The organism is Alkalicaulis satelles (genome assembly GCF_008630495.1).
In the GTDB taxonomy this organism is placed as follows: Bacteria; Pseudomonadota; Alphaproteobacteria; order Caulobacterales; family Maricaulaceae; genus Oceanicaulis; species Oceanicaulis satelles.
The window spans coordinates 1016011-1041924 of record NZ_VWOJ01000001.1; the positions used below are offsets into that span (position 1 = coordinate 1016011).

The 25914-nt window shown below is 60.8% G+C and carries 19 protein-coding genes and 1 tRNA gene; 11 read left to right on the forward strand and 9 right to left on the reverse strand.

What is annotated here, in order from left to right; all coding sequences use genetic code 11:
- Nucleotides 1-37: 37 nt before the first annotated feature.
- Entirely contained in the window at nt 38-910 is an 873-nt protein-coding gene (gene gluQRS, locus F1654_RS04960; RefSeq protein ID WP_150022362.1) for a tRNA glutamyl-Q(34) synthetase GluQRS, read from the reverse strand.
- Between the two features lie 120 nt (nt 911-1030).
- Here gluQRS and F1654_RS04965 point away from each other — a divergent pair, with 120 nt between their 5' ends.
- Together F1654_RS04965 and F1654_RS04970 are read left to right on the forward strand one after the other, a co-directional pair.
- Nucleotides 1031-1690: an alpha/beta hydrolase gene (locus F1654_RS04965; protein WP_150022363.1), complete on the forward strand. Its 660-nt coding sequence runs from the start codon at nt 1031-1033 to the stop codon at nt 1688-1690.
- 224 nt (nt 1691-1914) lie between these two features.
- Nucleotides 1915-2481 carry an HNH endonuclease gene (locus F1654_RS04970; RefSeq protein WP_150022364.1) on the forward strand — a complete coding sequence of 189 codons (567 nt, stop codon included), beginning with the start codon at nt 1915-1917 and terminating at the stop codon, nt 2479-2481.
- 21 nt (nt 2482-2502) lie between these two features.
- On the opposite strand, the gene clpX is transcribed toward F1654_RS04970, so the two are convergent.
- The 6 genes from clpX to F1654_RS05000 all read right to left on the reverse strand — a co-directional run bounded on the left by clpX (nt 2503) and on the right by F1654_RS05000 (nt 10227).
- Complete coding sequence (clpX, locus tag F1654_RS04975) at nt 2503-3777, reverse strand: ATP-dependent Clp protease ATP-binding subunit ClpX (protein ID WP_150022365.1); 1275 nt, start codon at nt 3775-3777, stop codon at nt 2503-2505.
- Nucleotides 3778-4033: 256 nt separating this feature from the next.
- Entirely contained in the window at nt 4034-4663 is a 630-nt protein-coding gene (locus F1654_RS04980) for an ATP-dependent Clp protease proteolytic subunit (protein WP_150022366.1), read from the reverse strand.
- A gap of 197 nt (nt 4664-4860) precedes the next feature.
- Entirely contained in the window at nt 4861-6405 is a 1545-nt protein-coding gene (gene tig / locus F1654_RS04985; protein WP_150022367.1) for a trigger factor, read from the reverse strand.
- An 882-nt stretch (nt 6406-7287) separates the two neighbouring features.
- Nucleotides 7288-8310 carry a TIR domain-containing protein gene (locus F1654_RS04990; RefSeq protein WP_150022368.1) on the reverse strand — a complete coding sequence of 341 codons (1023 nt, stop codon included), beginning with the start codon at nt 8308-8310 and terminating at the stop codon, nt 7288-7290.
- A gap of 73 nt (nt 8311-8383) precedes the next feature.
- Complete coding sequence (cas1, locus tag F1654_RS04995; protein ID WP_150022369.1) at nt 8384-9454, reverse strand: CRISPR-associated endonuclease Cas1; 1071 nt, start codon at nt 9452-9454, stop codon at nt 8384-8386.
- A 26-nt stretch (nt 9455-9480) separates the two neighbouring features.
- Complete coding sequence (locus F1654_RS05000; RefSeq protein ID WP_199200454.1) at nt 9481-10227, reverse strand: MmcB family DNA repair protein; 747 nt, start codon at nt 10225-10227, stop codon at nt 9481-9483.
- 71 nt (nt 10228-10298) lie between these two features.
- Between F1654_RS05000 and F1654_RS05005 the strand changes: the two genes are divergently transcribed.
- From F1654_RS05005 to F1654_RS05030, 6 genes are all read left to right on the forward strand, one after another.
- The gene (locus F1654_RS05005) at nt 10299-10520 is read left to right on the forward strand and encodes a helix-turn-helix domain-containing protein (protein WP_150022371.1); all 222 of its coding nucleotides are present in this window, start codon (nt 10299-10301) and stop codon (nt 10518-10520) included.
- A gap of 32 nt (nt 10521-10552) precedes the next feature.
- Nucleotides 10553-11173: a hypothetical protein gene (locus F1654_RS05010; RefSeq protein ID WP_150022372.1), complete on the forward strand. Its 621-nt coding sequence runs from the start codon at nt 10553-10555 to the stop codon at nt 11171-11173.
- A gap of 97 nt (nt 11174-11270) precedes the next feature.
- Entirely contained in the window at nt 11271-11846 is a 576-nt protein-coding gene (locus tag F1654_RS05015; protein ID WP_150022373.1) for a hypothetical protein, read from the forward strand.
- Between the two features lie 14 nt (nt 11847-11860).
- Complete coding sequence (locus F1654_RS05020) at nt 11861-12220, forward strand: hypothetical protein (RefSeq protein ID WP_150022374.1); 360 nt, start codon at nt 11861-11863, stop codon at nt 12218-12220.
- Entirely contained in the window at nt 12217-14943 is a 2727-nt protein-coding gene (locus F1654_RS05025; protein WP_150022375.1) for a hypothetical protein, read from the forward strand. Before F1654_RS05020 ends, F1654_RS05025 begins: the two co-directional genes overlap by 4 nt.
- A 165-nt stretch (nt 14944-15108) precedes the next feature.
- Entirely contained in the window at nt 15109-20463 is a 5355-nt protein-coding gene (locus F1654_RS05030) for an ATP-binding protein (RefSeq protein ID WP_199200455.1), read from the forward strand.
- Between the two features lie 633 nt (nt 20464-21096).
- Here F1654_RS05030 and F1654_RS05035 read toward each other — a convergent pair.
- Nucleotides 21097-21181 (reverse strand) — tRNA-Leu (locus F1654_RS05035).
- Between the two features lie 199 nt (nt 21182-21380).
- Here F1654_RS05035 and F1654_RS05040 point away from each other — a divergent pair.
- The 3 genes from F1654_RS05040 to F1654_RS05050 all read left to right on the forward strand — a co-directional run bounded on the left by F1654_RS05040 (nt 21381) and on the right by F1654_RS05050 (nt 23955).
- Entirely contained in the window at nt 21381-21893 is a 513-nt protein-coding gene (locus tag F1654_RS05040; protein WP_150022377.1) for a hypothetical protein, read from the forward strand.
- 16 nt (nt 21894-21909) lie between these two features.
- A complete protein-coding gene (locus tag F1654_RS05045) occupies nt 21910-23244 on the forward strand; it encodes an SEL1-like repeat protein (RefSeq protein WP_150022378.1) in 1335 nt (444 codons plus the stop codon).
- 72 nt (nt 23245-23316) lie between these two features.
- Nucleotides 23317-23955: a response regulator gene (locus F1654_RS05050; protein ID WP_150022379.1), complete on the forward strand. Its 639-nt coding sequence runs from the start codon at nt 23317-23319 to the stop codon at nt 23953-23955.
- A gap of 4 nt (nt 23956-23959) precedes the next feature.
- Here the strand turns inward: F1654_RS05050 and F1654_RS14095 are convergent, their stop codons facing one another.
- On the reverse strand, nt 23960-25861 hold the full coding sequence (locus F1654_RS14095; protein WP_150022380.1) for a sensor histidine kinase: 1902 nt from the start codon (nt 25859-25861) through the stop codon (nt 23960-23962).
- Nucleotides 25862-25914 lie beyond the last annotated feature (53 nt).

A 25914-nucleotide genomic window follows, 5' to 3' on the forward strand; every position in this document is an offset into this window, starting at 1 on the left:
CGCTGACCCGCCCGGCAGGGCAAGGCCGGGGCGCGGCTCACAGCCCGGCCCGGCGGCGCACATCGTCCGGCGCCGCGCCCGCCTGGCGCATCGCCTGAAGGGTCTGCGACCGGTCGCGCTTGGCGAAGCGCTTGCCGTCCGCGCCGGTGAGCAGGCGGTGATGGCGCCAGACCGGGACCGGCCAGTCCATCAGCGCCTGCAAGAGCCGGTGCAGATGGGTGGCGAAGAACAGGTCCTGGCCGCGGATCACATGGGTCACGCCCTGCAGCGCGTCGTCATGGACGCAGGCCAGATGATAGCTGGTCCCGGCGTCCTTGCGCGCCAGGATCACATCGCCCAGCGTATCGGGCCGCGCGGTGATGACGCCATGCTCGCCGTCCGGCCCCTCGCCCGCCTCGACAAACTCAAGCGCGTCATAGCGCGCGCCCAGCGCCTCGCGGCAGGCCTTCAGCGACAGCCGCCAGGCGAAGGCCTCCCCGCGCGCCAGCCTTTCGGCCTCCTCCGCCTCGCTCATCGGCTCGGCGGGACCGGTATAGACCAGAGCGTCCGCCCCCTCGCCGGGATGGTGGGGCGCGCGGGCGCTTTCCTCGGCGATTTCCCTGCGCGTCTTGAAGCAGCGATAGACCAGACCCTGCCGCGCCAGCCGGGCCAGAGCGCGGGCATACTCATCCATGTGATCGCTCTGGCGGCGCACAGGCGCGGGCCAGGCAAGGCCCAGCCAGGCGAGATCTTCGTATATCCCCGCCTCGTATTCGGGCCGGCAGCGGGTCTGGTCGATATCCTCGATGCGCAACAGACATGTCCCGCCCGCAGCCCGCGCCGCCTCGAACGCGGTCAGCGCCGAGAAGGCGTGGCCCAGATGAAGGCGGCCCGTGGGCGAGGGCGCGAAGCGGGTGATGAAGCGCGTCATGGCCTTGCTTCTAGCCCAGCGCGGCGCCGGTGTCGCGCCGGGCGCCCGCGCAGGGTTCGCAAGCGCAGCAGGCGCGTTATGATCGCCGCCAGTCCCCACCTGACAAAGGCGCATACCCCCATGATCCTGATCGACGGACCGCGCATCCCGCCCCGCGGCGGCAAGGCGAAGAAGCTGGCCGTATTGTTTCACGGCTATGGCTCCAACGGCGCCGATCTGGCCGGCCTGGCCCAGGCCTGGGCGCCGGAGTTTCCCGATGTGGCCTGGGCCAGCCCCAATGCGCCCGAGCCGGTGCCGGGCTATCCCGGCGGGTATCAGTGGTTTCCCATCAGCCGGCTCGACCCGGCCGCCATGGACTCAGGCGTACGCAGCGCCCACGCCAGCGCCGAGCATTTCCTGAAAGCCGAACTCAAGCGCTGGGAGCTGGGTCCGTCCGATCTGGTCCTGATCGGTTTCAGCCAGGGCACGATGATGGCCCTGCACGCCGGACTGCGGCGCGAGGCCGCGCCGGCGGGCATTCTGGGCTTCTCCGGCGCGCTGGCCGGGCCTGAGCGCCTGGAGCAGGAAATGACCTGCAAGCCGCCCATCCTGCTCATTCATGGCGATCAGGATGAGGTGCTGCCCGTGGGCATGACGCTGATGGCCGCCCAGGGGCTGGCCGCCGCCGGCCATGGCGCGGAGTTCCATATCTCGCCGGGCATTCCCCACTCCATCGGACCGGACGGTCTGGCGCTGGGCGGGCGCTTTTTGAAGCTGGCCTTGGCCGGAAAGCTGGCCTGACGCGGGGCCTTTGCCTATATTGTCAAGAAGATGCCGGGCGTCTGTCATAGGCGTGTAACACGCCTTGGGTTAGAGTGCGCCCGACCCGAGACCGCGCCGGTGATTCGCTTGCGAAATCCGGCGCCTGCTATGAGGGAGGCGCGTCTTCAGGACGCCTTGGGCATACCGGGCCAATGGCCTGCGCTTTGAGGGGCATCGCCCGCACCGGTTCACGGGAGGGCGCGATGCGGGTGTTTAGAACCGCGCCTGAAGACCTGCGCTGCCTGGTCCTGAACGCGGACTACCAGCCCCTGTCCTATTATCCGCTGTCCACCTGGCCCTGGCAGGAAGCGATCAAGGCGGTGTTCCTGGAGCGCGTGGACATCGTGTCGGAATATGACACGCTGATCCGCTCGCCCAGCGTCTCGCTGCCCGCGCCCTCGGTGGTGGCCCTGCGCGACTATATCAATCAGGACCGCCCGCCGGCCTTCACGCGCTTCAACCTGTTCCTGCGCGACGGCTTCCGCTGTCAGTATTGCGGCACCAACAAGCTCGATCTTCTGACCTTTGACCACATCATCCCGCGCGCCTATGGCGGGCGCACCACGTGGGACAATATCGCCACCGCCTGCGCGCCGTGCAATCTCAAGAAGGGCGGGCGCACGCCGCGCGAGGCCAAAATGCCCCTGCACAGACCGGCCGAGCGCCCCAGCATGCACCAGCTGCAGGCGCAGGGGCGGCGCTTCCCGCCCAAATATCTGCACGAGAGCTGGCTCGACTATCTCTACTGGGATGTCGAACTGGAGAGCTGAAGCGCGCGCGGTCCAGGCCCGTCAGGCGCCCTTTTGCGGCGCCACCTGGGGCTGGGCTTTCTTGGAGTAGATATAGAGCGGGGTCGCCGCGCCGGTCACCACCTCGGCATTGACCACCACTTCCTCCACCCCTTCCAGGCCGGGCAGGTCGAACATGGTGTCGAGCAGGATGCCCTCCATGATCGAGCGCAGGCCGCGCGCGCCGGTCTTGCGGGCGATGGCCCGCGAGGCGATGGCGCCCAGCGCGTCCTCGGTGAAGGACAGGCCGACGCCCTCCATCTCGAACAGGCGCTGATACTGCTTGACCAGCGCGTTCTTGGGCTCGGTCAGGATCTGGATCAGGGCGTCCTCGTCGAGATCCTCCAGCGTGGCGATCACGGGCAGGCGCCCGACGAATTCGGGGATCAGGCCGAAGCGCTGCAGGTCATCGGGCTCCACCTCGCGCAGGACATCGCCCTGGCGGCGGCCGTCCGGATCGCGCACATCGGCGCCAAAGCCCACCGCCGAGCCCTTGCCGCGCTGGGAGATGATCTTCTCCAGCCCGGCAAAGGCGCCGCCCACGATGAACAGGATATTGGTGGTGTCCACCTGCAGAAATTCCTGCTGGGGATGCTTGCGCCCGCCCTGGGGCGGCACGGAGGCCACGGTGCCTTCCATGATCTTCAGCAAGGCCTGCTGCACGCCCTCGCCCGACACGTCGCGGGTGATGGAGGGGTTGTCCGATTTGCGGCTGATCTTGTCGATCTCGTCGATATAGACGATGCCGCGCTGGGCGCGCTCGACATTATAGTCGGCGGCCTGCAAAAGCTTGAGAACGATATTCTCCACGTCCTCGCCCACATAGCCCGCCTCGGTGAGCGTGGTGGCGTCGGCCATGGTGAAGGGCACGTCCAGGATGCGCGCCAGCGTCTGGGCCAGCAGCGTCTTGCCGCAGCCCGTCGGGCCGATCAGCAGGATATTGGATTTGGACAGCTCCACATCGCCGTTCTGGCCGGCGTGATTGAGGCGCTTGTAGTGGTTATGGACCGCCACCGACAGCACCCGCTTGGCGGTGGCCTGGCCGATCACATAGTCCTCGAGCACCTGGTAGATTTCCTGGGGCGAGGGCACGCCCTCCTTGGACTTGACCAGCGAGGACTTGTTCTCCTCGCGGATGATGTCCATGCACAGCTCGACGCATTCGTCGCAGATGAAGACCGTCGGCCCCGCAATCAGCTTGCGGACCTCGTGCTGGCTCTTGCCGCAGAACGAGCAGTACAGCGTGCTCTTTCCGTCGCCTGTTGTCGCCTTGGTCATGCCTGCTCCAGTTGGTCCACTGCGCCTGTTTACGCCGCAGGCCGGGCTGCGGCGGATGCCGGCGGCGCGCGCCAGGCCCGGTCCGGGACGCCTTGAGTCGCGCGACGCGTACCCAAGCAAGATCAGGGCCGGACCTTAGCGAAACGTTTCGAAATCCATTCGAACACACGCTTGCGGCTGCAATCAAGCGTGCAAATCGGCGCCGCGCGGAATTTGCGCAGCCCGGTCACGGGTGCAAACCGCGATGAGGCCGGGCTCAGGAGGCCGCGCCGGCCTCGCCGCCGCGCTTCTCGTAGACATGGTCTATGAGCCCGAATTTGCGGGCTTCCTCGGCGTCCATGAAGGTGTCGCGATCGAGCGTCTTCTCCACCACGGACAGATCCTGGCCGGTGTGTTTGACGTAGATATCGTTCATGCGCCGCTTGATCTTGAGGATGTCCTCGCCATGGCGCTCGATGTCGGCGGTGCTGCCGCGGAACCCGCCGGAGGGCTGGTGCATCATGATTCGCGCGTTCGGCGTGGCGAAGCGCATGCCCTTCTCGCCCGCGCCCAGCAGCAGCGAGCCCATGGAGGCGGCCATGCCCACGCAGGCCGTGGCCACCGGGCAGCGGATGTATTGCATGGTGTCATAGATCGCCAGGCCCGCGCTCACCGACCCGCCCGGCGAGTTGATATACATGGCGATCTCTTTTTTCGGGTTTTCCGATTCCAGGAACAACAGCTGGGCCACCATCAGGGAGGCCATATGGTCCTCCACCACGCCGGTGACGAAGACGATGCGCTCCTTGAGCAGGCGTGAATAGATGTCGTAGGCCCGCTCCCCGCGCGCGGTCTGTTCGACCACCATGGGCACCAGGTTCATCATCACGTCCTGGGGATCACGCATAACTCGGCTCCGTGGAATCGCATCAGCTGGCCGGACGGCCCGCCGCGGCACTCTAGGCGGCGCGCGGCGCAGCGCAAACCCGCGATGACAGCCCTCCAGAGCGCAATTCGAAAAGCGCCAACCGGTTTTCGAAAAAAAGGGCGCTCCGGATCAGGCGCCAGAGCGCCGGGCCTGACACGGTCAGGCCCGGTAACGCCCTAATCCTTCTTGGCCGCCGGCTTCTTGGCGGGCGGCTTTTTGGCGGCCGGCGTCTTGGCCGTCTCCGCCTTGGCGGCCGGCTTTTTGGCCGCAGCCTTCTTGGCCGGAGCTTTCTTCGCAGGCGCTGCGTCGCCGGACGCCTCGGCCTTGGCCTTGGCCGGGGCCTTTTTCTTGGCCGGCGCTTTTGTCTTGGCCGGGGCCGGGGCGGGCTCGTCCTCGGAGAACAGGGATTCGCGGCTGACCTCTTCCTCGCTCACCTCGGCGAGCTCCAGGATGTAGTCCACCACCTTTTCCTCATAGATCGGCGCGCGCAGGGACTGCAGGGCGCCGGGATTCTTCTGGTAGAACTCCACCACCTGGCGCTCCTGGCCGGGATAGCGGGCCGCTTCCTGGTTGACCGCGCGGGCGATCTCTTCCTGGGTCACGTCCACCCTGGCCTTGCGGCCGATCTCGGCCAGCACCAGGCCCAGGCGCACGCGGCGCTCGGCGATTTTGCGGTAATCGGCTTTCAGCTCGTCTTCGGACTTGTCCTTGTCCTCGTCATCGAGCTCGCCGGCCTCGATGGCCTGCTCCACCTCGCGCCAGATCGATTCGAACTCCTGCTCCACCATGCGGGCGGGCAGATCGACGCTGTCATGGGCCGCGTCCAGCTGGTCCAGCAGGGCGCGCTTGACCTTCATGCGCGAGGCCTGGGCGTGCTCGTTCTCGAAGCGCTTGACCAGCAGATCCTTGAGGGCCTGCAAATTCTCAAGGCCCAGGCGCTCGGCCAGCGAATCATCAATGGCGCTTTCCACCGGGCCCTGCACGTCCTTGACCGTGGTGGCGAACACCGCCGCCTTGCCGGCCAGATGAGCGGCCTGATAGTCCTCGGGGAAGTTCACCTTCACCTCGACCGCATCACCGGCCTTGGCGCCGACGAGCTGGTCTTCGAAGCCCGGGATGAACTGGCCCGACCCCAGCACCAGCTCGGCGTCCTCGGCCGCGCCGCCGTCGAACGGCTCGCCATCGATGGAGCCGACAAAGTCGATCACCAGCTTGTCGCCGTCCGCAGCCTTGGCGGTCTTGGCCTTGCTCTCATAGGCCTGGGCCTGGCGGGCCAGCTCGCCGAGCGCTTCTTCGACCTGGTCATCGCCCACCGGCGCCACCGGGCGCGTCACCGACAGGGTCTTGGGATCGGCGGGCTCGAATTCGGGCATCACCTCCACGGCGATGGAGAAGGAGAAGTCCGCGCCCTTCTTGAGCACGTCCTCGGCGTCGGACTTGACCTCGATATTGGGCTGGGACGCCGGGCGCAGATTGCGCTCGTCGAGGGTTTTCTGGGTCGCCTCGGGCACGATGTCCTGCAGGATGTCGCCCATGATCGAGGCGCCGAACATCTTCTTGATGTGGGCGGCGGGCACCTTGCCGGGGCGGAAGCCCTTGAGGCGCACTTCAGGGCGGATTTCCTCGATCTTGGCGGACAGTTTCGCCTCAAGCTCGGCTGCAGGCACGACAACCTCAAACGTGCGCGAGAGCCCTTCAGCGGATTTTTCTACAACATTCATCGTGGCGAGGCCTTGTCAGAATTGGCGGAGCGGGCCGCGCGCGCAGCGCGCCCGGCAATGAGCGCGCGTTATGTCACGCGCCTTGACACGACGCAACGCCATGCGGCGGTGAATGTCCGCACGCCCTGTCCTTGCCCAGTCCCGGGGCCTGTCCTTGCGCTTGTCCCCCGTCCCTGTCCCCGGCCCTGTCCCCTCCCTTGTCCCCGGCCTTGTCCCCGGCCCTTGTTTGGCATGCATACTCCGGCCTGCTTCGCCGGCGCGGAGGGGGCGGTCTGCAGCGTCCCGGACTGGCCGGCGGAGGATGGCGTCCCGGGCAGGAGGCGGGGTGACGGCCCGGCTTCTGCGAAAAGGCGGCGGACAATCCCGGTGTTCCGGCAGGGGCGATGCGCCCGGAGCGGCAGATCCTCCGCGCGCCGTCAGGCCCCGTCCTGACAGGCCCCGGCCGGCTGCATAGAAGTGCGTAAGAAAGCCGGGTCCGGCCCGAAAACCGCCATCAGGCGCGGGAGGCTTCCAGGGCCGCCCCGGTCTACACACACAATCACAAGGCCCCGGACTCGCTCCCGCGCCTCCCCCCTCCTCACACCCCGCCCGCCCCCGCGCGCGGGGGCGCCGGCGCGTGGGGGGATGGAGGGGAAAAATCGTCTTACGCCGGCGCGCCCACCCCTCACCCTGCCCTCTCCCCTCTGGGAGGGGAGGGGGTATAGATAAATCGGGCGTAAAATCAGGAAGGTGCTCGAGCTAACAGGGGGCTCTATTCCCCGCACGCTCGCCACTCCCCAAACCATGTACTAAGAAAGAACCAGATATTCGCAATTAATACGGTACAAAATATAGCGAGGTATAGTCTGTGGCTTATCCCAAATAACCGCAACTATATGATATTCAGAGGTGATACTCCCAAAAGTCCAAATCAGGAGCATCCATAGGGTGCTCCTCAGCCATATCTTCACGAAACCCCTTTGTTTCCGAACTTTCCATGAACCAATCAAAAGCTTCTAAAGCTCGCTTCAGTGCTTGCATTTTGTGAGGTTGCCAATTCACAGCGTGTGATTGTGGGTCGATCACGTTTCTGGACATAGCCTCTCGATAGTCGTCCGCATCAGTTCGGAAAAGATTTATACTAGGGGCTTTATCGTAGTGATCTAATATAATGTGCTGAAAAACAGCTTTGCTTAGAGAGGGGGGCCTAGCATCTTTTACAGCGCTTAAAAGTCTATGGAATTCCGCCTTTTGATCCTCGTCAGAGTGTCTAGCTAAAACCTCTGTGACTGCATCAGAATCCTTTGAAGCCTTTAGTGCCTCGATAAGGTCCGCCTGCTTGTTGACCTCATTTCTCAAGCGGTCATTCTCACTGTCTAGTGCTTCGATTTCCTTTTTCAATTCATCGTATTCGTCACGCGTGACCTTATCGCTTTTGGGAAGCTTTTTGAGTGTTCTCGCAAGTTTTTGTTGCCACTCAATACGCTTTTTGTCCCAATCTTGTTCTGTGCGCGCCTCGACAATAGTAGCCTCTCGGAGAGAGGCTCTGAGATCGTGAAGTTTTGCATGATCATCAATTGATTGCGCTTGCACCAAGCCCAGTGTCTTCGTGACGAAATCAAATCCTACAGGGGGGATAATTATTGGGAACACCTTGTGGGATTTTACCCATGCAGCGCCCAGCTCCATGAGACAAAACGCGCGCTCGACATATACTTGAGTGATTAGCATTATAACGAGCTTCGGCTCTCCTATTTGATCTTTTATATACTGATTGAAATCGCTCCCAGTGAGTATTCCATGCCCGTCGACAGAGGAACAAAATATTTCATTCGCAGGAACTCCGATTCCCTCTTTTAGAAACTCGGTGAAAATTTCCGCTAAGCGCTTATCAGCGGTCGCGTGACTAATGAAAATTGACTTCATTTCCCCATCCACCTTCCTGAAAAAGAATTCGGTGATAATAAATTAGCGCATGTAGCATAGTTATGTGTTCTTATCACGTCGCAATCAACCTCGCCAACTCCGGGCTCACCTTGACCGTACCCATTTGGCTCACGGTGAAGTCAGCCGCTGAGAAGCTTCCCTCGGCTATCATCTTGAGAACCCTGCGGTCAGCTTCCGGCCTGCCCGGCTCCATCTTGTCGAACACGAATGTATCGCGGTCTGTGCGCATGTCGCCATGAACGATACCGATAGTCGGGTCATAGCCGTCTGCGATGATCGCGATCCGGGTTCGGATTTCGAGCATGCCGTAGGCGTAGTTCAGCATGGCGTTGACCGGGTGTGTTGCGCGCCGATTGCTTGGGACTTTTTTCGCCCTGAGCGCAGAGCGCGATTGATAGGTCAGCCAATCTTGCGGCACGGCATTTAGATCGCGCGCTTTCCAGCGGATCGGCGTTGTGCGCCATGTCCGGAAATATGCCCGTGAGACTTTGCCCTCCAACCCGATCAACTCGGACACGGTTTGAGGCGGGCTGCTCTCAAGAATGGCGAGGGCCTCTTCAGCGCACGCCATGGCGCGCCCGCGCAGGTCTGAGACCGGGAAACAAGTCTCAAGATTTTCAAGCGTGCCTTCGATCTTCTGACGAATGAGGTTTGCGCCAAAGGCAGTGCGCGCGGCTTCGTTGGCGCGCGTCTGTCTTTGCCGCGCCACCTTTTCAGGATCGCTGGCGTATTGCGGTTTGCCGGTGACGGACTGTATGCGGCCATCCCATCGCAAGCGGATGAGCGGCGTATCTTGAGTTTCCAGCCAATCGAGCGCGTCGAGTGTGATTTCGCCAGAGCCATCTACGATCACAATACGCGGCGGGATATCGAGCCCGCCCTTGAAGAAGCGGTGCGCGCGCCGCTCTTGCGGAAAGTGCGTAAGCCCGTCGCGGATCATGAGCGCGCCGCGATCAACGCGGATCGATAATCCATGGCCGGTCAAAATGAGCGGGGCGGACTGGCGCTCGCGCCGTTTGCGCGTGGGCATGGCGGCGTCATGGGCGGCCTGCCAGTATTGGCAGCGCTCAAGCCATTCATCGCCATCGGCGCGGCTTTCTTGGAGTGTTTCACTATCAAGCATGCCTTGATCCCCGCCAGTTTGATCATTCAATCAGATTGTTCAGGATTGACCAGAAATTTTCCGACATTCGCGCGTGCAGCGTTCAGGCGCTTGCGGATTTCGGCGGCCTCGGCCGGGCGGCCTTGCCGGTGAAGCTGGCGGATCACGATATCCAGAACGTATTTGATGTTATCAAATTCCGGATCATCGCGAAAAAAGCTCTTTGAAAGCTCCGCTAAGCTCTCTCCCATTAGCTCGATTTCCGGCCATGCCGTTAGGCGGTGGTCCTGTGACGCATCTACAAGGCCTTTGCGGTGAGCGGCGCGCACAAGATCGCGGATCATGTCTTTCGAGGGCGGTTCGGGCGTGAGGTTGAGAGGCGCTCCCTTGATGATGCACGGCGCAGCGTTCTTGCTGGTCCAGAACAGGCCGCAATCATCGGGCACTTCATCGCCGCTGATCAGTCCGGCAGGGACCGCGAAATAGAAGCTGTTCGCAAACCGCATGGCGCGTGCGCGCTTTTCCGGGTCGGCCAGCTCGCGTTCAAAGTCTTTGCGCGAGACCTTGACCTCAATCGCGGTGAGCTCATCGGGTCGGCCCGTCTGAGTGCGCACCAGCAAGCCATCTATCCGGTGCTTGGAGTGGCCACGTTCGCCCGGTTGAAGCGGGAACTCGCGCAGCAAAATATACCTGTCAGACCGGCAATACGCATCTTCAATGACCTGTAGCACATCCGCCGCTGTAGCAGGCAGACTGTCCCGAAGTGACTCAGATGAGGCGCTTTTGCTGGTCATGATCCGGCCCATGCAAGAAATAGGGTATATATGCCCTAGACCGGATTGCCGCTCACCTAATCCCTGTTCGCATGGATTGGGCATTGCTGGTTGGCGGAAATATCAGGCGATTGAGGCGCGAGCGCTCCCTGACGCAAGAGCAACTGGCGCATCTGGCCGGTGTGGATATGCGCTATCTGGGCGGCGTTGAGCGCGGCGAGCATAACCCGACTGTGGAAGTCCTAGGCAAGCTGGCCGAAGCCATGGCTGCGCACCCGAAGGATTTCTTTGAAGCAGAACACCCAGAACAATAAATGCAAGAACACTATAAGATATTTTCACCGATATGAAAAATAAAGCCCTCAAGATATGGGAACAAAGCCGCCCGCTGAGCGGGTGGTTTGAAATTCAGTGCCTCATAGAGCCCGATCTGGAAAGCCGACTAAGCGAAACTGAACGCAGGGGCGGCGGAAGAGGGGAAAGCTACTATAGCCGCCTTTGGGGCCTGAAGCATACCTTCTTAGCCTATCTCGAAACAGGTGACGTGACTGCCACTGGCTTTATGATAAGTCCGGAGGCCACCCGAAGTCCCGTTGTCATCCCGAAGGAGCATTTTGACGCCCTTCGCGGTGATCATGAGAAAATTGAATGGGATCATGGCTTATTCAAATATTCTGGTCTTGAATACAGCGGAATAAGAATCATAAGGACTATTGATCTTGAGCAACCCAAAAAGCCGCGTGGTCGCCCAAGGAAGCGCGATGAGCTAGATAACGCGGTCCGCATCACCCTGAGAATTTGCCCGCAATTGTGTTCAATGCCCCGCAAAGAAGGGGCTGCACTGGTGCGCAAAACCCTCAAAGACGTGCTCAAAAATCCAGACACTGAGAAAATTGCAAAAGCCAATTCGACAATTTCCAAAGCGATTTTAAGGGTTTGTAATGAGGCCGGATTCTCAAAATCCTGAAGCGCATTTTTGAGTTTTTGAGTCTTCGACTCCACCGTCTTCCATCTCTCATTTGAAGGGCTCCTAGCCGCCAATGCGGCACATCGGGAGCCCGTGAATGGCCCGCGTCCGCGACTACAAAGCCGAGTACCGCCGCCGGATGGAGCGGGCTGATGAGCGCGGGCTGACGCGCTCACAGGCAAGAGGCCATCCCAAGCGCGGCGAGCCTCTGGCCAGTAATATCGGGCGGCTGCCCAAGGCAGATGACGCTCTGAACATGGCGATATCACGCATGCGCCGGGGCGAGGCCCTGAGCCGGGCGGCCAAAACTGCGAAAGTCTCTCCCAAACGGCTCCGCCGGTATCTGAACCTGCACAATATGGCCACGCGCCAAGGCCGCACATGGCGGATTTATGATGAGCGCATGCGCCAAGTGCCGATCCGCTCAAAAGGCGCGCTCAAGAAAATTACCGTCAAAGGGGCCAAGGCCGCCGCCAAGGCGGGCGGGGCTTGGGATGCGCAAGGGCGCATGCTGGCCACTCACGACACAGACCGGCTCGGCGCACTTCAGGGCGAAGGCCTGACCGATATTCACGGCCAGTTTCATCCCTTCGAAACCGATCCGAACACGCTCTACCAGCTCGCCGACATGGACGGCGATGCGTTCCGCGAACTCTATCAAATCTTTGGATAAGACAGGAAACCGCCATGCCCGGAATGATGACCCCTGCCGAAAAGCGGCTTGAACGCGCCTACAGGCGGCTTGGCACACGCAATCCCGTGTGTGTGATGTGCGGAGAAACCAACCCGCATGTGATCGAGCTTCATCACATCGCCGGGACTCTCCTGAACGACACCGTTCCCATATGCCGTAATTGCCATCGCAAGGTCAGCGATCCGCAAAAGGACCGGCACGGGCTTGAAACCTTCGATTCCGATCAGACCCGCATCGGGCACTATCTGTGCGGGCTGGCCGATGTTCTGGCCGCCGTCGCGGTTACGCTGAAGGCCTTCGGAGAAAGATTGCTGGGCTTGCGCCCTGACCGCGATGACGGGGAAGCGTCATGAGACCCTCTCCCGACACGATTGCCGTGCGCGCCTTCACTGAAAAGCCCAAGACAGGGGAGAAGGCCCGGCGGGGGCGCAAGAAATCCGGGCTTGATGAGCCTTCGGCTTACACGCTGGTTTTCGATACCGAAACCACGATTGACGCGGCTCAGGCTTTGCGCGTGGGCGCTTATCAGGTGCGCAAGGGCGAGGTTCTGGCGGAAGAAGGCCTGTTTTATCTGGCCGAAACATTAAGCCGGGGCGAACTGGATACGCTCAAGGCCTATTGCGTACGCCATGGGTTGAGGCTGCGCACCGTGCGCGATTTCAACGAAAATGTTTTGCTCGAAATCGGCTATCATGGCCAAGGCCTGATTGCGGGCTTCAATCTGCCCTTTGACTTGTCACGGATCGCCATCCGCCATGCGCCGGCGCGTTTCGCCATGCGCGGCGGTTTCTCGTTCATGATGGCCGCCGGCAAGCATCAACCCGAAGTGCGGGTAAAGCATCTCAGCCCGCGCGCGAGCCTGATCGATTTCAACAGGCCCGCCGGGCAGGACACGCCACGCGGCGCGCGCAAGCGCGGCCAGAAGACACCGGCCTTTCGCGGCTATTTCGTAGATCTCAAGACGCTGGCCGCCGCCCTGACTTCGCGAAGCTTCAAGCTGGAAACCCTGTGCGCCTTTTTGAAGACGCCTACCCGAAAGCACGCCAGCGAAGAGCACGGCGAGACCCTGTCAGATACATATCTCGATTACGCCAGAGTCGATGTGCAGGTCAGTTGGGAATGCCTGTGCGCCTTGAGGGCGCGCTACCGCGAACACGGGCTGAGAAAACCCATTCACCGGATTTTGAGCGAGGCGAGCATCGGTAAGGCCTATCTGACCTTGATGGGTATATCCCCACTAATGGAGTGCCAGACTGTGCCCCGGCGCGTCTTCGCCATGGCCATGGAAACCTATTATGGCGGGCGGGCCGAAATCCGCATGCGGCGTGTGCCGGTCGAAGTGATCTATACCGATTTCAAATCCATGTATCCCACCGTCAACGCCCTCATGGGGCTTTGGGAATTCATCATTGGCGACGGGCTCAACTGGCATGACGCCACCGCGCAAACGCGCGCCTTTCTGGGCAGCGTGACGCGGGAGGCTTTCCAGTCAAAGGAAACATGGCGCCATCTGCGCACACTTGTTCGCGTGAAGCCGGACGGCGATCTATTGCCCGTGCGGGCTGTATATGACGCTGCAAAGAAAACGCGCGTGAATGCAATCGGGCTCAATTTCCTGACCTATGACGGCGGGCTCTGGTACACGCTGGCCGATGTGGTGGCCGCCAAAATCCTGAGCGGCAAAACCCCAGACATTCTTGAAGCGGTGAGTTTTGTCCCCGGCGAACCGCAACTGGGCCTCAAGAGCGTCAATCTGTTCGGGAAGCCGGAATTTGCCATAGACCCGCTGCACGATGATGCATTCGTGCGCCTGATTGATCTTCGCGATGAGGCCAAGGCCCAAGGCGATGACGTGGAAAAGGCCATCAAGATCATCGCCAATTCCACCTCATACGGCATTTTTATCGAGATATTGCGCGATGAAGCGCCCAAGCCTGAAACGCTCAAGCTGTTTCATCCTGATGGCCGTGAAGACACCATCAAAACCAAGGCCCTTGAAGAGCCGGGAACCTTCTTCAATCCCGTCATCGGAACGCTGATCACTGGCGCAGCCCGGCTTATGCTGGCCTTGGCCGAAAGGACCGTTATCGCTGAAGGCCTGCAATGGGCGTTTTGCGATACCGACAGTCTCGCCATCGCCCGGCCTGAAGGCATGGGTCGTGATGAATTTCGCACCCGCGTTGGCCGGGTTGTGGACTGGTTTGACCCGCTCAACCCATACGCCAAGCCGGGCTCGATTCTTCAGATCGAGGCGGAGAATTACGCCTCTGATGGAAGCGGCGCACTTGAACCGCTTTACGCTTTCGCGATTTCAGCCAAGCGCTACGCCCTGTTCAATTTCGATAGCGAAAGTCGCCCCGTGATCCGTAAGGCGTCAGCCCACGGGCTGGGCCATCTTGTCGCCCCCTATGGCGATGATGAGCCCGCGCCGGACATTCCTGACCCGGTTTTGCCCCTCGGCAAGATCGGCGTCAGCCGCTGGCAGTATGATTTCTGGTACAAGATCATAGAGGCGGGCCTTGGTGATGCCCCGAAGACAGTCACGCTCGATTATCACCCGGCCTTGCAGAAACCCGCCGCCACCCGCTACGCGGCCACGTCGCCCGCCCTTCTAAAATGGATGGAGCGCTGGAACGCGCCGCGCCGCTGGCATGACAAGGTGCGCGCTCACGGCTTCATGCTCAAATTCACCCCGCGCAGCCATAACCAGATGGCGTTTGATGAAGACGATATCGTGATGAGCGCGCGCAAAGGCCGCCCGTCATGGCCGCCCGTCCCGAAACCGTCCGCCCCGTTTGACTGCGATCCGGCCAAAGCCGCCGAACATGCCTTCGACCGCGAAACCGGCGAGCCGGTTCCGGTTCATATGCTTGAAACCTATGTCGAAGCGCTGGCACTCTTTCACCTGAGCCCGGAAGCCAAGTTCGAGAATGGCGACTACGACGAAACCGGCGAAACACGGCGGCGGCATATCATCGCCAAGCGGGTGAAGCGGATCGGGAAAGAAGCGAACGCCGTAGCCGGTGATGGCGTGGACTACCCTGTGAGAAAGGGTGATGAGGCGGAGTTTGGATAGAAATGGGTTGCTGTGGAAGTACTCCCAGTTAGTCCAATATGACGTGCATGTAGAAGCGCGCGGTGTGTATTTCTGAGCCCATCCCCAGTCGGCTCTACCGAGACTGGTTGCACGCTTGCGAACAGAGTGATTTGATCGTTTTGGGTTTTACTGGAGGTAAGAAATTTGCGGTCCCCAGAGGTAACCGGCGGTGCAGGCTTCAGTTTCGAAGCCCAAGTTGGTGCGATTTATCTATCATCGCTATTGCAGGGATCTGCGGCACCGGGACTAAGTGATGGACAGGTTTGCCGAGTAGCATTTCAACAAGCCAGTCTTGGCGAGCCCCTCGACGACATTATCGTTGATGCAATTTTGCCTGACGACAGTCGGAGACGACTTAGCCTTCAGGCTAAAACAAGTTTAACAATTAGCGCCTCTAAAACTAACTCGGATTTTCGTGATATAATTAAAAATTGTTGGAAAACACTTAAGGGCGGCAGCTTTCGGATTGGCTATGATCGTTACGGCGCTGTGGTAGCTCATATTTCGGATTCTAAGCATCGGGCATTGACCACCATTTGCGAACAAGCAAGAAACTGTGCTTCATCAAAGGAGTTTTTACTTGCTCCCGGCGGCAAGAGCCGTTGGAGCGGCAAACAGGATGAGGTATTCAAATCCGTTCAGACGCTATTGTCTGAACTTCCAGACGTTTTGCCTACAGAGCATGAAATATATGAATTTTTTCAACACTTAGTGCTACTTAAGCTTGACGTATTAGCGGAGCCAGCGCCCCATCGAGCATCGGCGATAGCGCAGCTTCAGTTGTGCGTTCAGCAGAGGACGCATAATGATGCGTCTAATCTCTATTCAAAGCTCGTAGAAATTGCCGACGGTGCAAAAAACTTAGCGGGATCACTCGACCGTAAGACTTTGCTGACGAGACTAGGGGGCAGCTTCCGTCTAAAATTCAACACTTCTGCTTCGCTTGCCGTGTCGAAACTGGACGAATTTGCTCGGCGGTCAATCGAAGACATTCGAACGACAATCGATGGATTCCATGTTGACCGGTCGGCGTACATTGCGAACATCCAAAATACAATTGAAAGAAATAGATTTATTTACATTCGAGGCCTTCCGGGAAGCGGCAAGTCTGCTGTTCTTAGAGGGTTGGCTGAAATTGCGCGACAGAACGGGCCAATTCTGTTCTTTCATTCCAGTCGAGTGGTGGGCTCGAGTTGGGATGAATTTGCCAACGCTCTCTCCTTGGGAGGTGCAGCGCTTCATGAGATTTTAGCCGAATTGGAATGCTGCGGTTCGCGGACCCTCTTCATTGACGGCCTCGATCGGTTAGATGCATCCGGAAGAAACGTTATTCTCGATGTTCTGAACACCGCGCTAAATGATAGCGATTTCTCAGATTGGAAGCTGGTTGCCACCTCGCGGGATGAGGGAGTGGAGCCCCTGCGTAATTGGTTGCCAGACCGGTTGCTGCAAGATGGCGCTGCGATCTGCGAAGTCAGGCCGCTTGACGAAGATGAGGCGCGGCAACTCGTAGAGCACAACCCTGCGCTTTCGCCCTTCTTATTTGGTAATGACAGCTTTGTCGAAATAGGACGGCGCCCCTTTTTTGCTGCAGTCCTTAGCCAACAATTTTCAACTGGAGACGTTGCAAATCTTTCAGGTGAAGTTGATCTAGTGGACGCTTGGTGGGGCGGGGGTGGATATGCCGCTGCGCAAGCAGATCGGTTGAGCCGAAATCGGGCGCTTTTGGAAATTGCTCAACTGAGCGAAGGGAAAGTTGGTTTACCAGTTCGTATCCGCGAGTTGAGCAACGGCGCGACCGGCGTGCTCTACGATCTAATTGCGGATGGCATCCTGCAAGAAGTTCGAACAGGCCTTACTATCAGGTTCACCCACGACATATTTCACGAATGGACCATATTCAAAGTACTTGAGGATGTCGGCGATGATTGGCTGGAGCTTCTAAAAAAATATGGCGAGCCGCCCGCGCTCGGGCGTGTTGTCGGACTGCTTTCTCAGAGGTCTTTCTTTTCAGAGGGTGAGTGGGCTGGGCAGCTTCACTCCCTGTCTTGTGACGTTTCTGTTAGATCGCAGTGGCTGCGCGCTTGGTTGTTGGCTCCAATTAGCGCGCCCGCATTTATGCAAAAATTCGACGTCTATGCAAAAGTCGCTGAAGCCGAAGAATTTCGCTGGCTTAAAAAAATCCTGCTGTGGTTTCAAGCAGAGCGATCAGCTCCAAACAGAAACATTTTGGAGAATATTAAACCGGCCGATGGGATCGACGCTGGAAAAATTATACGACTTGCCGATTATTTCGCGTGGCCAAATGAGATGCGAACTTGGCGACGTGTCATGTCTTGGGTCGTCGCTCGCGCTAGCGAATGGCCGCCCGAAGTTGTGGCGGCAACTGTTGCGCTTATTCAGGTCTGGCAGAATGCTTTTGGCCAACTGCCCAACGACGTGTCTACCAAGCTCCTTCGGCTCTGCTTGACATGGCTTCACTCCGTTGAGGAAGATCGTCACCCACGCGATTTTCATAACAGAACAACAAATTGGGCTGTGCTAAGTTCAAGTCAACTAAAGAACCTCGAGAAGGAGCTCCGTCGCCTTGTAGTCGGCGCGCACGCAAGCGCGGAGGTAAGTGCACAATATATCAGCGAGTTGATGGAGTCCGAAAGACATGGTGCGGTTGCGGCTCAGGAGGTGATTGGGCAGTCCACTCATTTGGCGAAGCAATCTCCTAAGCTGCTAGTGGATTACATTCTGAAAATCACGCTAACCGACCTTCCTGAAGAACAACTTCGAAAATGGGAGGAACGTGAAGCACGTGAGCGCGAGGCCCGCGCGAAGGCGATGGAGCGCATCAAGAAAATTCCTCCAGAGGAGCGTTCATTTTCGGATCGAATGACTGCCGGTAGCCCGATTGGAATTGGCCCCGACTTCGGCATGTTCGAAGAACTAAGACTTTGCCTGCGAGACGACTTGCGATGTTTCTATCCACCGTCTCCGCTTCGCGAGCCATTCCACTCCTTGCTATCGGATTCGCCAGCAGAGGGATTACGCCTAGTTCAGTCGCTTTGCAATCACGCTATAGAATGCTGGAAGCAGCTGAAGCGGCTCAATTTTCGCTCTCGCTGCGCGCCAATACCAATCGAGCTAGACTTTCCATGGGGAAAACAGAAATTCTGGGGCGGACGTACCGAATACCTTTGGTTCCGTGGAATGCTGGGACCGCAAGTTTTGGAATGCGCTCTCCCTGCACTTGAGGAATGGGCGTTTGATCGTGTTGAAAATGGCGAATCTATTGATGATGTTATTCGGGCTGTCTTGGACGGCAACGAGTGTGTCGCGGTTCTAGGTATTGCCTGCTCGATTGCTGTCTCTTATCAACATGTGTCGCCAGTCACTTTGCCTTTGGTAGCGTCGCAGCGCCTTTGGCACTACGATCTCCATCGCCTCGTTCAAGAGTCGCCTGGCGTTTCGCCCCGATTGATGGGGTTCGCCCTCAATCGTCATGAAACATCTCACATCAAAGCGATCCGAGAAAGCGATGAGCGAGCTTCTCGTCGAGTGACGATCCGAGAAACACTTCTTCTTTTTATTTTGGGGAAAGATCGCGAACTCGCGGAAGTGGCCAGTAAAAGTGTGCAGAACTTTCCAAACAATCTGCCTTTTTGTTTTGAGGAAGAGAAAAACAACGAAGTTGTAGTGTCAGAACTTAGAGAAACCGCTGAAATTTGGGCTGAGCTGGCTAAGCGTGAAAACTACCGTATTAGTTCCCTGCCCGATGATTCGGAGAAATTCGCTATCGAGGTCGAAAATCCAAAAAATGAAACACCTGAAGCACAGGAGCGTATGGCTCAATTTGAGCGCAGTGCTGCGGGGCTGTCTCTCGATAACTGGGTCAGGAAAGCTTATGAAACCGGGCTCGAAGAGTTGGCACAAGATGAGCTTCGGCTCAAGTTGAGCGAGGCAAAAGCCGCATTCTCAAACGACCTATTCGGCGAACGAACCTACGACAAGGGTTTCAACCAGTCCGGCGTAGCCGGTGTGGCGGCAATTGCAATCGAACGCCAAGACTTGATTACAAAAGCCGACCTGAAATGGGCGCGCCATATCACGAAGTTCGCGGCGCGCATTCGAGAGCCTCGTCATGAACCGTTTATCGAGCAGGCGAAGCTTTTTTCGCATCCCGCACTGTACGCTGCGCGCGCTCTTGCCGCTGAGATAATCACTGATCCAAAGGATAAGCGCTCGCAGCGCGAGCTTTTGGCGCTAGTAGCTCATCCACTCAACGATTTAGCTAACGAGGCGTTGCGTTCAGCATTTAAATGCTTCTCATCCAACCCGCGATTTGCGTGGGCCGCACTCGATTTGGCATTACGGCTCACTGTACACGAGCGGGATATTGGTCAAGGTTACGACCGCCTCATTTTGCCGACACTTCAGGAGCGAAAGCGGCTTATAGTTTCAACGCTGAAGCTGGCATCCAAACAAATAGTCTGGCCGTTGCCCCGCCCGCCGGAAGCTTGGGCACGAACCGCTCAGCTTGATGATGATGGCAATCCAGTCTTGAGGGAATCCACCACACTTCTTCGCTGGGACCGCCTGACGAGGGTCGCCACTGCACTGCCTGTCGAAGCGTTCCTCTCAGACGAAGCATGTAGGTTCGAGATACTAAATCTGATGCGGTCTTGGTTCGATTGGATGCTGTCTAGAGAGGAGGGTGCCAAACGAAAAAGTCGACGCCGCGATCACGATAAACCAACCGCCGACCTGAGCGAATTTCGTGATGCATTAGCCGACTGTCTCCGTCGGGCCTATGATGTGCTCAGTATTGACGAAGCGCGTGCCCATACTCTCGATGACCTCTTGGGCTTGAACGACGAATTGTTCACTGACTTAGTCGCACCGATGGTAAGAAGCTGGGTTGCTGGTGGTGTCGCCGACGCCGACCACGTTGATAAGAAGACGATAGAATATCTAAGCCTATGCCTCGACCGCCTTCTCCAGCGCGCCGATCTAGATCAAGCGCGCTCATGGGCGCGTGGTGACGTAAGCGGTTTCGAAATGCCCTACCTAATTAAAGACTATCTTTTCGTTAGCGTACTTGACGCTCCGGCAGCGGCACGTTTCGCTAACGGGGACTGGCAAGATGTCGAGCTAATTACGCCGTTCGCCGAGAAGCTTATTAAGCGAGCTGGGTGGATGCCCTTTGTAGCAGCTCAATTCATACTAATGAGCGAGCGTGCACGTGATCATCTTTCGACAGGCTGGTTTGCGGATCGCGTGCTGGAAATTCTTTGCTTCGACAAGATCGACTTGCTGAGCTTTCAGGAACATATGATCCCGGCACGTATCGCTACGTTGGTTCAGTACTTTGCTGATCGGTCGCCAACGCTTCCGTTGAGTGAGGCCGGAAAGTTACTGCGTATTCTCGATACACTTGTAGACCTCGGTGATCGTCGCAGCGCCACCCTTCAGCTAAGTCCCGCATTCCGAAATATTACACTTAATTAACCAATAAATGAAATTTCGATCTTCGAATACATCAACTTCTGCGGCTACAGGATGCCGGGCCTGTGGCCTGAGTGGACGTGAATTTGGATAGGACTTAGCTATACCCCCCCCTCTGGGAGGGGAGAGGAGGCTTTGACGCCGAGTTCTATTCGGAAAATGCCAGGCGCCAAGCGCAAAGGATAAAGCGCGGCATGGATGGCCCCTCTCCCCCATGGACATGGGGGAGAGGATAAAGGTGAGGGGGCGCAGGCGATCACCTCGCCCAAGCCTCTCAACCCGCGCTTCCCCGGCGAAGGCCGGGGCCCAGGAGAACCGTTGGTCTGGATCCCGTCTTTCGACGGGAAAACGCTTGAGGCGGATGGAGGGGAAAATCGTCTTACGCTGGCGCGCCCACCCCTCACCCTACCCTCTCCCCTCTGGGAGGGGAGAGGAGGCTTGGACGCCGAGTTCTATTCGGAAAATGCCTGGCTCCAAGCCCACAGGACAAAGCGCGGCATGGATGCCCCCTCTCCCCCATGGACATGGGGGAGAGGTAAGGTGAGGGGGCGCAGGCGATCACCTCGCCCAAACCTCTCAACCCGCGTTTCCCCGGCGAAAGCCGGGGCCCAGCAAGAGCTCTGAGCACAAAAAAATTGGTGCGGGTGAGAGGACTCGAACCTCCACGGGTCGCCCCACTGGAACCTAAATCCAGCGCGTCTGCCAGTTCCGCCACACCCGCAGCGGGCGCTTGGTTTAGGATGCAGGCTGGCGCCTGACAAGGCCACACCCCCCGAACGGGGGGCTGAAGCCGCGCCCGCGCCGGTCATGATGGCCGGTGCAGGCCCTTGGGGGGACTGCATCTGAGGACCCGGACCGCCCGCCCGCCAGAGGCGCAAGCGGGCGGTCCGGGCGCCGCCGGAACATCAAGGAGGCCTGCCATGCCGCTCTTCACCGCCCTGATCGCCAGCCTGTCCCTGACCGGCGCGTCGACGGACGTCCACAGCGTTGACTGGGGCGCCAACGCGGCGCCCACGGGCCCGGAAGCCGGAAGCGTGTCCTATTGCATGCTGTGGGCCGGGCGCACGCGGCCCAACATGTTCAATATCAGCCTCTATGATCCCAGCGTGGAGAGGTTCGCCCATGGCCAGCCCGAATTGCTGATGGCCGCGCCCTGGCTGGACGGGCGGCGAAACGGATCGGTTATTGAAACCCGGATCGACATGCCCGGCGGTGTCGTGATGACACGCCTGGGCCAGTATTATGAGGCCGGTCCCCATATGACGATCACGCGCCTGTCCTCACTGGACGAGGTGCTCGCCGGGCTGTCGCAGCCCGGCGAGATCAGCATCACCATGGGCGGGCAAACGGTGCGCTACGCCGTGCCCGAACTGACAGCGGCCCTGGACCGGTTTCGCGCCTGCGTGGCCCAGCTGCCGCCCGCCGCTCAGTAGGCACGGGAGATTAGACATGTCTGACGCGCCTCGCCGGCTCGCCATCTTCCTGGCCAGCCTCGCCGCCATGGCCTTCATGGCCGCTGCGCCCGCCCTCGCCCAGGACGCCGATGCGCTGTTTGCGCAGGGGCAGAGATATCTGGCCAATGACAACCGGATCGACGCACGCGCCGCCCTGCGTCAGGCCTGCGAACTCGACCATGCCCAGGCGTGCAAGGCTTATGGCGACGAGCTGAATGTGGGCAGTTTCTTCGGCGATGCCCAATTGGTTGAGGCGCGCTACTGGGCCTATGGCCGCGCCTGTGATCTGGGCGACGGCGAAGGCTGCATGAAGCTCGGCAATGCGCGCACGCCGCTTGGCCTGTTCGGCGCGCCCCGCACGCCAGAGAACTGGGCGGGCAGCGCGGCGGCCTTCCGGCGCGCCTGTGACGCCCATCAGATCGCTGAAGGCTGCGCCAGAGCCGACGAGATACTCGGCCACGGCTCAAACCCTCATCGCGACGCCCAGGCGGGCCTGACCTATCGCGACCGCGCCTGTGAGCTGGGGTCACAGGCCGCGTGCCATGTTTCGGCCAATGAGCGCGCCGCAGCCAATGTGCGCGCCCGCGAGGCGGCTGCGATCGAAGAACACGAACGCCTCTATGGCCCCGCCAGCGGGCGGGTTGCCGTGGATCAGGCCTTTTATGACGTGCTGGAGCAAATCCTGCGCAGCGACGGGCGCACCACATGGAGCCAGGACAAGGTCACCGCCCTGCGCCGGCATGTTCTGGCCGACGGCGCGGTCGATGACCAGGAGCGCAGCCTGATTGTGGAGATGACTGTTCCGCGCGTGCGGGTCTTCACCATCTATCCCTCAAGCCAGCCCGACCCCTTCTCGGGGCAGAATCTGACCACCTCCACGGTCAGCGGCGAGGCGCTGCGGTCCGCTCTTCTGGCGCTGCTGGACCACACGCCGTCAGATCTTGACTGGGATGATGACGACCGCCAGGGCAGCTTGCGGCGTATCGCGGCGGCCAGCCTGGAGACGCCGGACCTGGCCGGCGGCATGAAAGACCGCATTGCTGATCAGGTGCGCCCCCTCGCCGGAGCCTCCACGGTGACGAACGGCTATGGACCCATGCGCGCGCTGATCGCCGACATGCTGTCTGCGGCCAATGCCATGCAGGCCGACGGAAGCGTTGACGAAGCCGGATACAATGCAGTGCGCCAGCTGTTCCACGACGCCATTGAAGACGGCGTCGAAGGCGCGCCCGAAGGCATTCCGCGCTTTCTGTACAACTGGCTGCGGCCGCCCCTGGGCGCGCCCATGCCCGCCGCAAACGGCGCCCGCCCGCCCCGGGAGGGTCAATGAACTGGCCGCTGCAACCGGCCCGGACTAGACTGAAAACATGCGGCTTCACCGCCGCCTGGAAAGGCCCAGGCCATGACGCGCGTACTGATCGTTGAAGACATCGCCGATGTGCGCGCCTGGCTGTGCGCCGTGGTCAGCGAGGCCTGCCCGGACGCCGCCATCACAACCGCCCCGGACATGCGCCAGGGCAAGGCGGCGGCGGAACGCGGGACATTCGATCTGGCGCTGGTCGATCTGGGCCTGCCTGACGGGTCGGGCGTGGATGTGTTGCGCGCCATCAAATCCCATGCGCCCGGCACGCTGTGCGTGGTGGCGACCATTCTGGGCGATGACGCCTCCATTGTGTCAGCCCTGGCGGCGGGCGCGGACGGCTATTTGTTGAAAGACCAGCCCGCCGAGGTGCTCACCCGCCAGATCCGCCAGACCCTGGCCGGCGCGCCGGCCCTGTCGCCCTCCATCGCGCGGCGCATCATGGATCATTTCCGCCTCACCGGCCCGTCCGCGCCCGATTGCGATCTGACCGTGCGGGAGAAGGACGTGCTGGCCCATATCGGGCGGGGCCTGCGCAATCACGAAACGGCGCGCGCCCTTGGCATATCGGAGCAAACCGTGGCCGGTCATATCAAGGCGGTCTACCGCAAGCTGGGCATATCCTCGCGCGCCGAAGCGGCCTGGCACGCCGCCCGGCTGGGCCTGTCGGCGGCGGACTGACGCTTCAGCCAAAGGCCTGAAAGCGGGCGGTGATCACGCTGCCGCCGGGCGCGCTGTCGACGCTGAACTGTCCGCCCAGCGCCGCCACCCGCGACGCCATATTGTCGAGCCCGCGCCCGCGGCGCGCGGCCTGCGGGTCGAAGCCCCGGCCGTCATCGGCCACGCCCAGATCCAGCCAGTCGCCGTCCAGCGTCAGCGAGACAGTGAGCGTGCCAGCGTGGGCATGGCGGATGGCGTTGCTGGCCGCCTCGCGCACCAGGGCGCGCAGGGTCTGCATGGCGGCGCGGCGCGGCGCATCGTCCCGCGCGCCCTCCACCCGCCAGTCCAGCACCATGCCCGCCGCTTCCAGCCGGTCGGCGGTCTCGGCGCGCAAGTCGGCCATCAGGCTGTCGAACGGCGCCGGCTCGCCCTCGGCATTGCGGATCACATCGCGCAGATCGCCAATGGTGGCGCGGATCAGCTCGTCCTTGCGGCCATCCTCGCGCACATGCAAAGCGGTCAGCAGCTGGGCGCCGATATGGTCGTGAATATCGCGGGCGATGCGGGTGCGCTCGGCGGACGCGCCCCGGTCATAGGCGCTGCGCGAGTCATCAAGATAGGCCGCCAGGGCGATCAGCTCGCGCACCGTCTCCACGTCCTCGGGCGTGAACAGGGCGCGCCCGCCATGCTTGTCCTGCAAGATCAGGCCGGGCAGGCCCGCCGGACCGGGCACGGCGAGCTGGCGGCCGTCATCAAGCGGTTCGGGCGCGGCCAGCGCCGGCGCCGGCGCGATATCGAGCGGGGCGAACAGCTCGCCCAGCAGCGATCGCCAGCGCGCCGCGCGCTGCTCGTGTCCGGGCTGCAGGGCCACATCGGCCACCGCGCGCATCAGCCCGGCCTGATCGAGCGGGCGGCGGCGCGACAGGCGCTGCCACAGCCAGGCGCGGGCGGGCAGATAGGCCAGCGCCACCACGAAGAGCGAGACGCCGATGGCGCGCGCCGGGTCCAGCGCCAGCACCACGATCAGCGCCGCATCCACCGCCAGCACGGCCAGCGCCGCGCCCAGGGTGAACAGCAGCTGATAGGCCCAGCGGCCCAGCCCGAACACCTTGTAGCGCAACAGCCCCACCGCCAGCCCGGCATAGATGACCAGGAAAAAGGAAAAGGCGTAATGCGCCGGAATCAGCGATCTCAGCCCGAAGGCGTTGGGCGCGGCCACCGTGGCGATAAAGGCGCCCGCCCCGATCACCACGCTGGCGCTGAGCCACACAGCGATGGCCCGGCGCACCGGATCGCCGCGCGCCGCCGCGATCTGGGCCAGGGTCAGGGCGATGATGACGATCATCTCCAGAAGCGTGATCTGGTGAACCGCGTAGCCCATGGGCGCAAAGCCGGCGGCGGTCAGCAGCGTCCAGCCGCCAAAAACAACCAGGCTGGCTGTGATGATCAGCCGCCAGCCGGGAAGCCGCGCGGGATAGAGGGCGAACAGGGCGATCATCACCATGCCGAACGCGCTGGCGCCCAGCGCATTGGCCATCACCATCACGACCGAAATATCGGCTGGCAGCACCGTGGGCGCCATGCGCCCCGCCGCGCCCATGCAGAAGGTGAAGGTGGCCGCCCCGCTGAGCGCGAACAGCCGCACCGCCGGATCGCGCGGCTTGAGCGCCCAGATCCAGGACGACATCAGCGCCGCCAGCATGCCGGTCGTCACCGACACCCAGAAGGGCGGGCCAAGCTCCAGCGGCGAGCGGATCGGGCGCCAGCCTTCAGCCCAGTCATCGGCGGCGTTCAGGCTGGCGAGCACCATGACAAGGGTCAGGCCCAGCACCAGGGCAGTGGTCAGCCAGAGCAGGACCACAGGCGGCAGGCGGCGCATGCCTGGGCCATGGGCGGCCGGTGCGGGCGCCTGATCCATCGCCGTCATTGCGCCTCCCCTGTCCTGCCCCGACGCGCCGCCAGTCTAGACGCCCGCACGTC

Coding starts and splice junctions, on each gene's coding strand:
- gluQRS (WP_150022362.1), bottom strand. CDS start 910: ATGACGCGCTTCATCACCCGCTTCGCGCCCTCGCCCACGGGCCGCCTT.
- F1654_RS04965 (WP_150022363.1), top strand. CDS start 1,031: ATGATCCTGATCGACGGACCGCGCATCCCGCCCCGCGGCGGCAAGGCG.
- F1654_RS04970 (WP_150022364.1), top strand. CDS start 1,915: ATGCGGGTGTTTAGAACCGCGCCTGAAGACCTGCGCTGCCTGGTCCTG.
- clpX (WP_150022365.1), bottom strand. CDS start 3,777: ATGACCAAGGCGACAACAGGCGACGGAAAGAGCACGCTGTACTGCTCG.
- F1654_RS04980 (WP_150022366.1), bottom strand. CDS start 4,663: ATGCGTGATCCCCAGGACGTGATGATGAACCTGGTGCCCATGGTGGTC.
- tig (WP_150022367.1), bottom strand. CDS start 6,405: ATGAATGTTGTAGAAAAATCCGCTGAAGGGCTCTCGCGCACGTTTGAG.
- F1654_RS04990 (WP_150022368.1), bottom strand. CDS start 8,310: ATGAAGTCAATTTTCATTAGTCACGCGACCGCTGATAAGCGCTTAGCG.
- cas1 (WP_150022369.1), bottom strand. CDS start 9,454: ATGCTTGATAGTGAAACACTCCAAGAAAGCCGCGCCGATGGCGATGAA.
- F1654_RS05000 (WP_199200454.1), bottom strand. CDS start 10,227: ATGACCAGCAAAAGCGCCTCATCTGAGTCACTTCGGGACAGTCTGCCT.
- F1654_RS05005 (WP_150022371.1), top strand. CDS start 10,299: ATGGATTGGGCATTGCTGGTTGGCGGAAATATCAGGCGATTGAGGCGC.
- F1654_RS05010 (WP_150022372.1), top strand. CDS start 10,553: ATGAAAAATAAAGCCCTCAAGATATGGGAACAAAGCCGCCCGCTGAGC.
- F1654_RS05015 (WP_150022373.1), top strand. CDS start 11,271: ATGGCCCGCGTCCGCGACTACAAAGCCGAGTACCGCCGCCGGATGGAG.
- F1654_RS05020 (WP_150022374.1), top strand. CDS start 11,861: ATGCCCGGAATGATGACCCCTGCCGAAAAGCGGCTTGAACGCGCCTAC.
- F1654_RS05025 (WP_150022375.1), top strand. CDS start 12,217: ATGAGACCCTCTCCCGACACGATTGCCGTGCGCGCCTTCACTGAAAAG.
- F1654_RS05040 (WP_150022377.1), top strand. CDS start 21,381: ATGCCGCTCTTCACCGCCCTGATCGCCAGCCTGTCCCTGACCGGCGCG.
- F1654_RS05045 (WP_150022378.1), top strand. CDS start 21,910: ATGTCTGACGCGCCTCGCCGGCTCGCCATCTTCCTGGCCAGCCTCGCC.
- F1654_RS05050 (WP_150022379.1), top strand. CDS start 23,317: ATGACGCGCGTACTGATCGTTGAAGACATCGCCGATGTGCGCGCCTGG.
- F1654_RS14095 (WP_150022380.1), bottom strand. CDS start 25,861: ATGACGGCGATGGATCAGGCGCCCGCACCGGCCGCCCATGGCCCAGGC.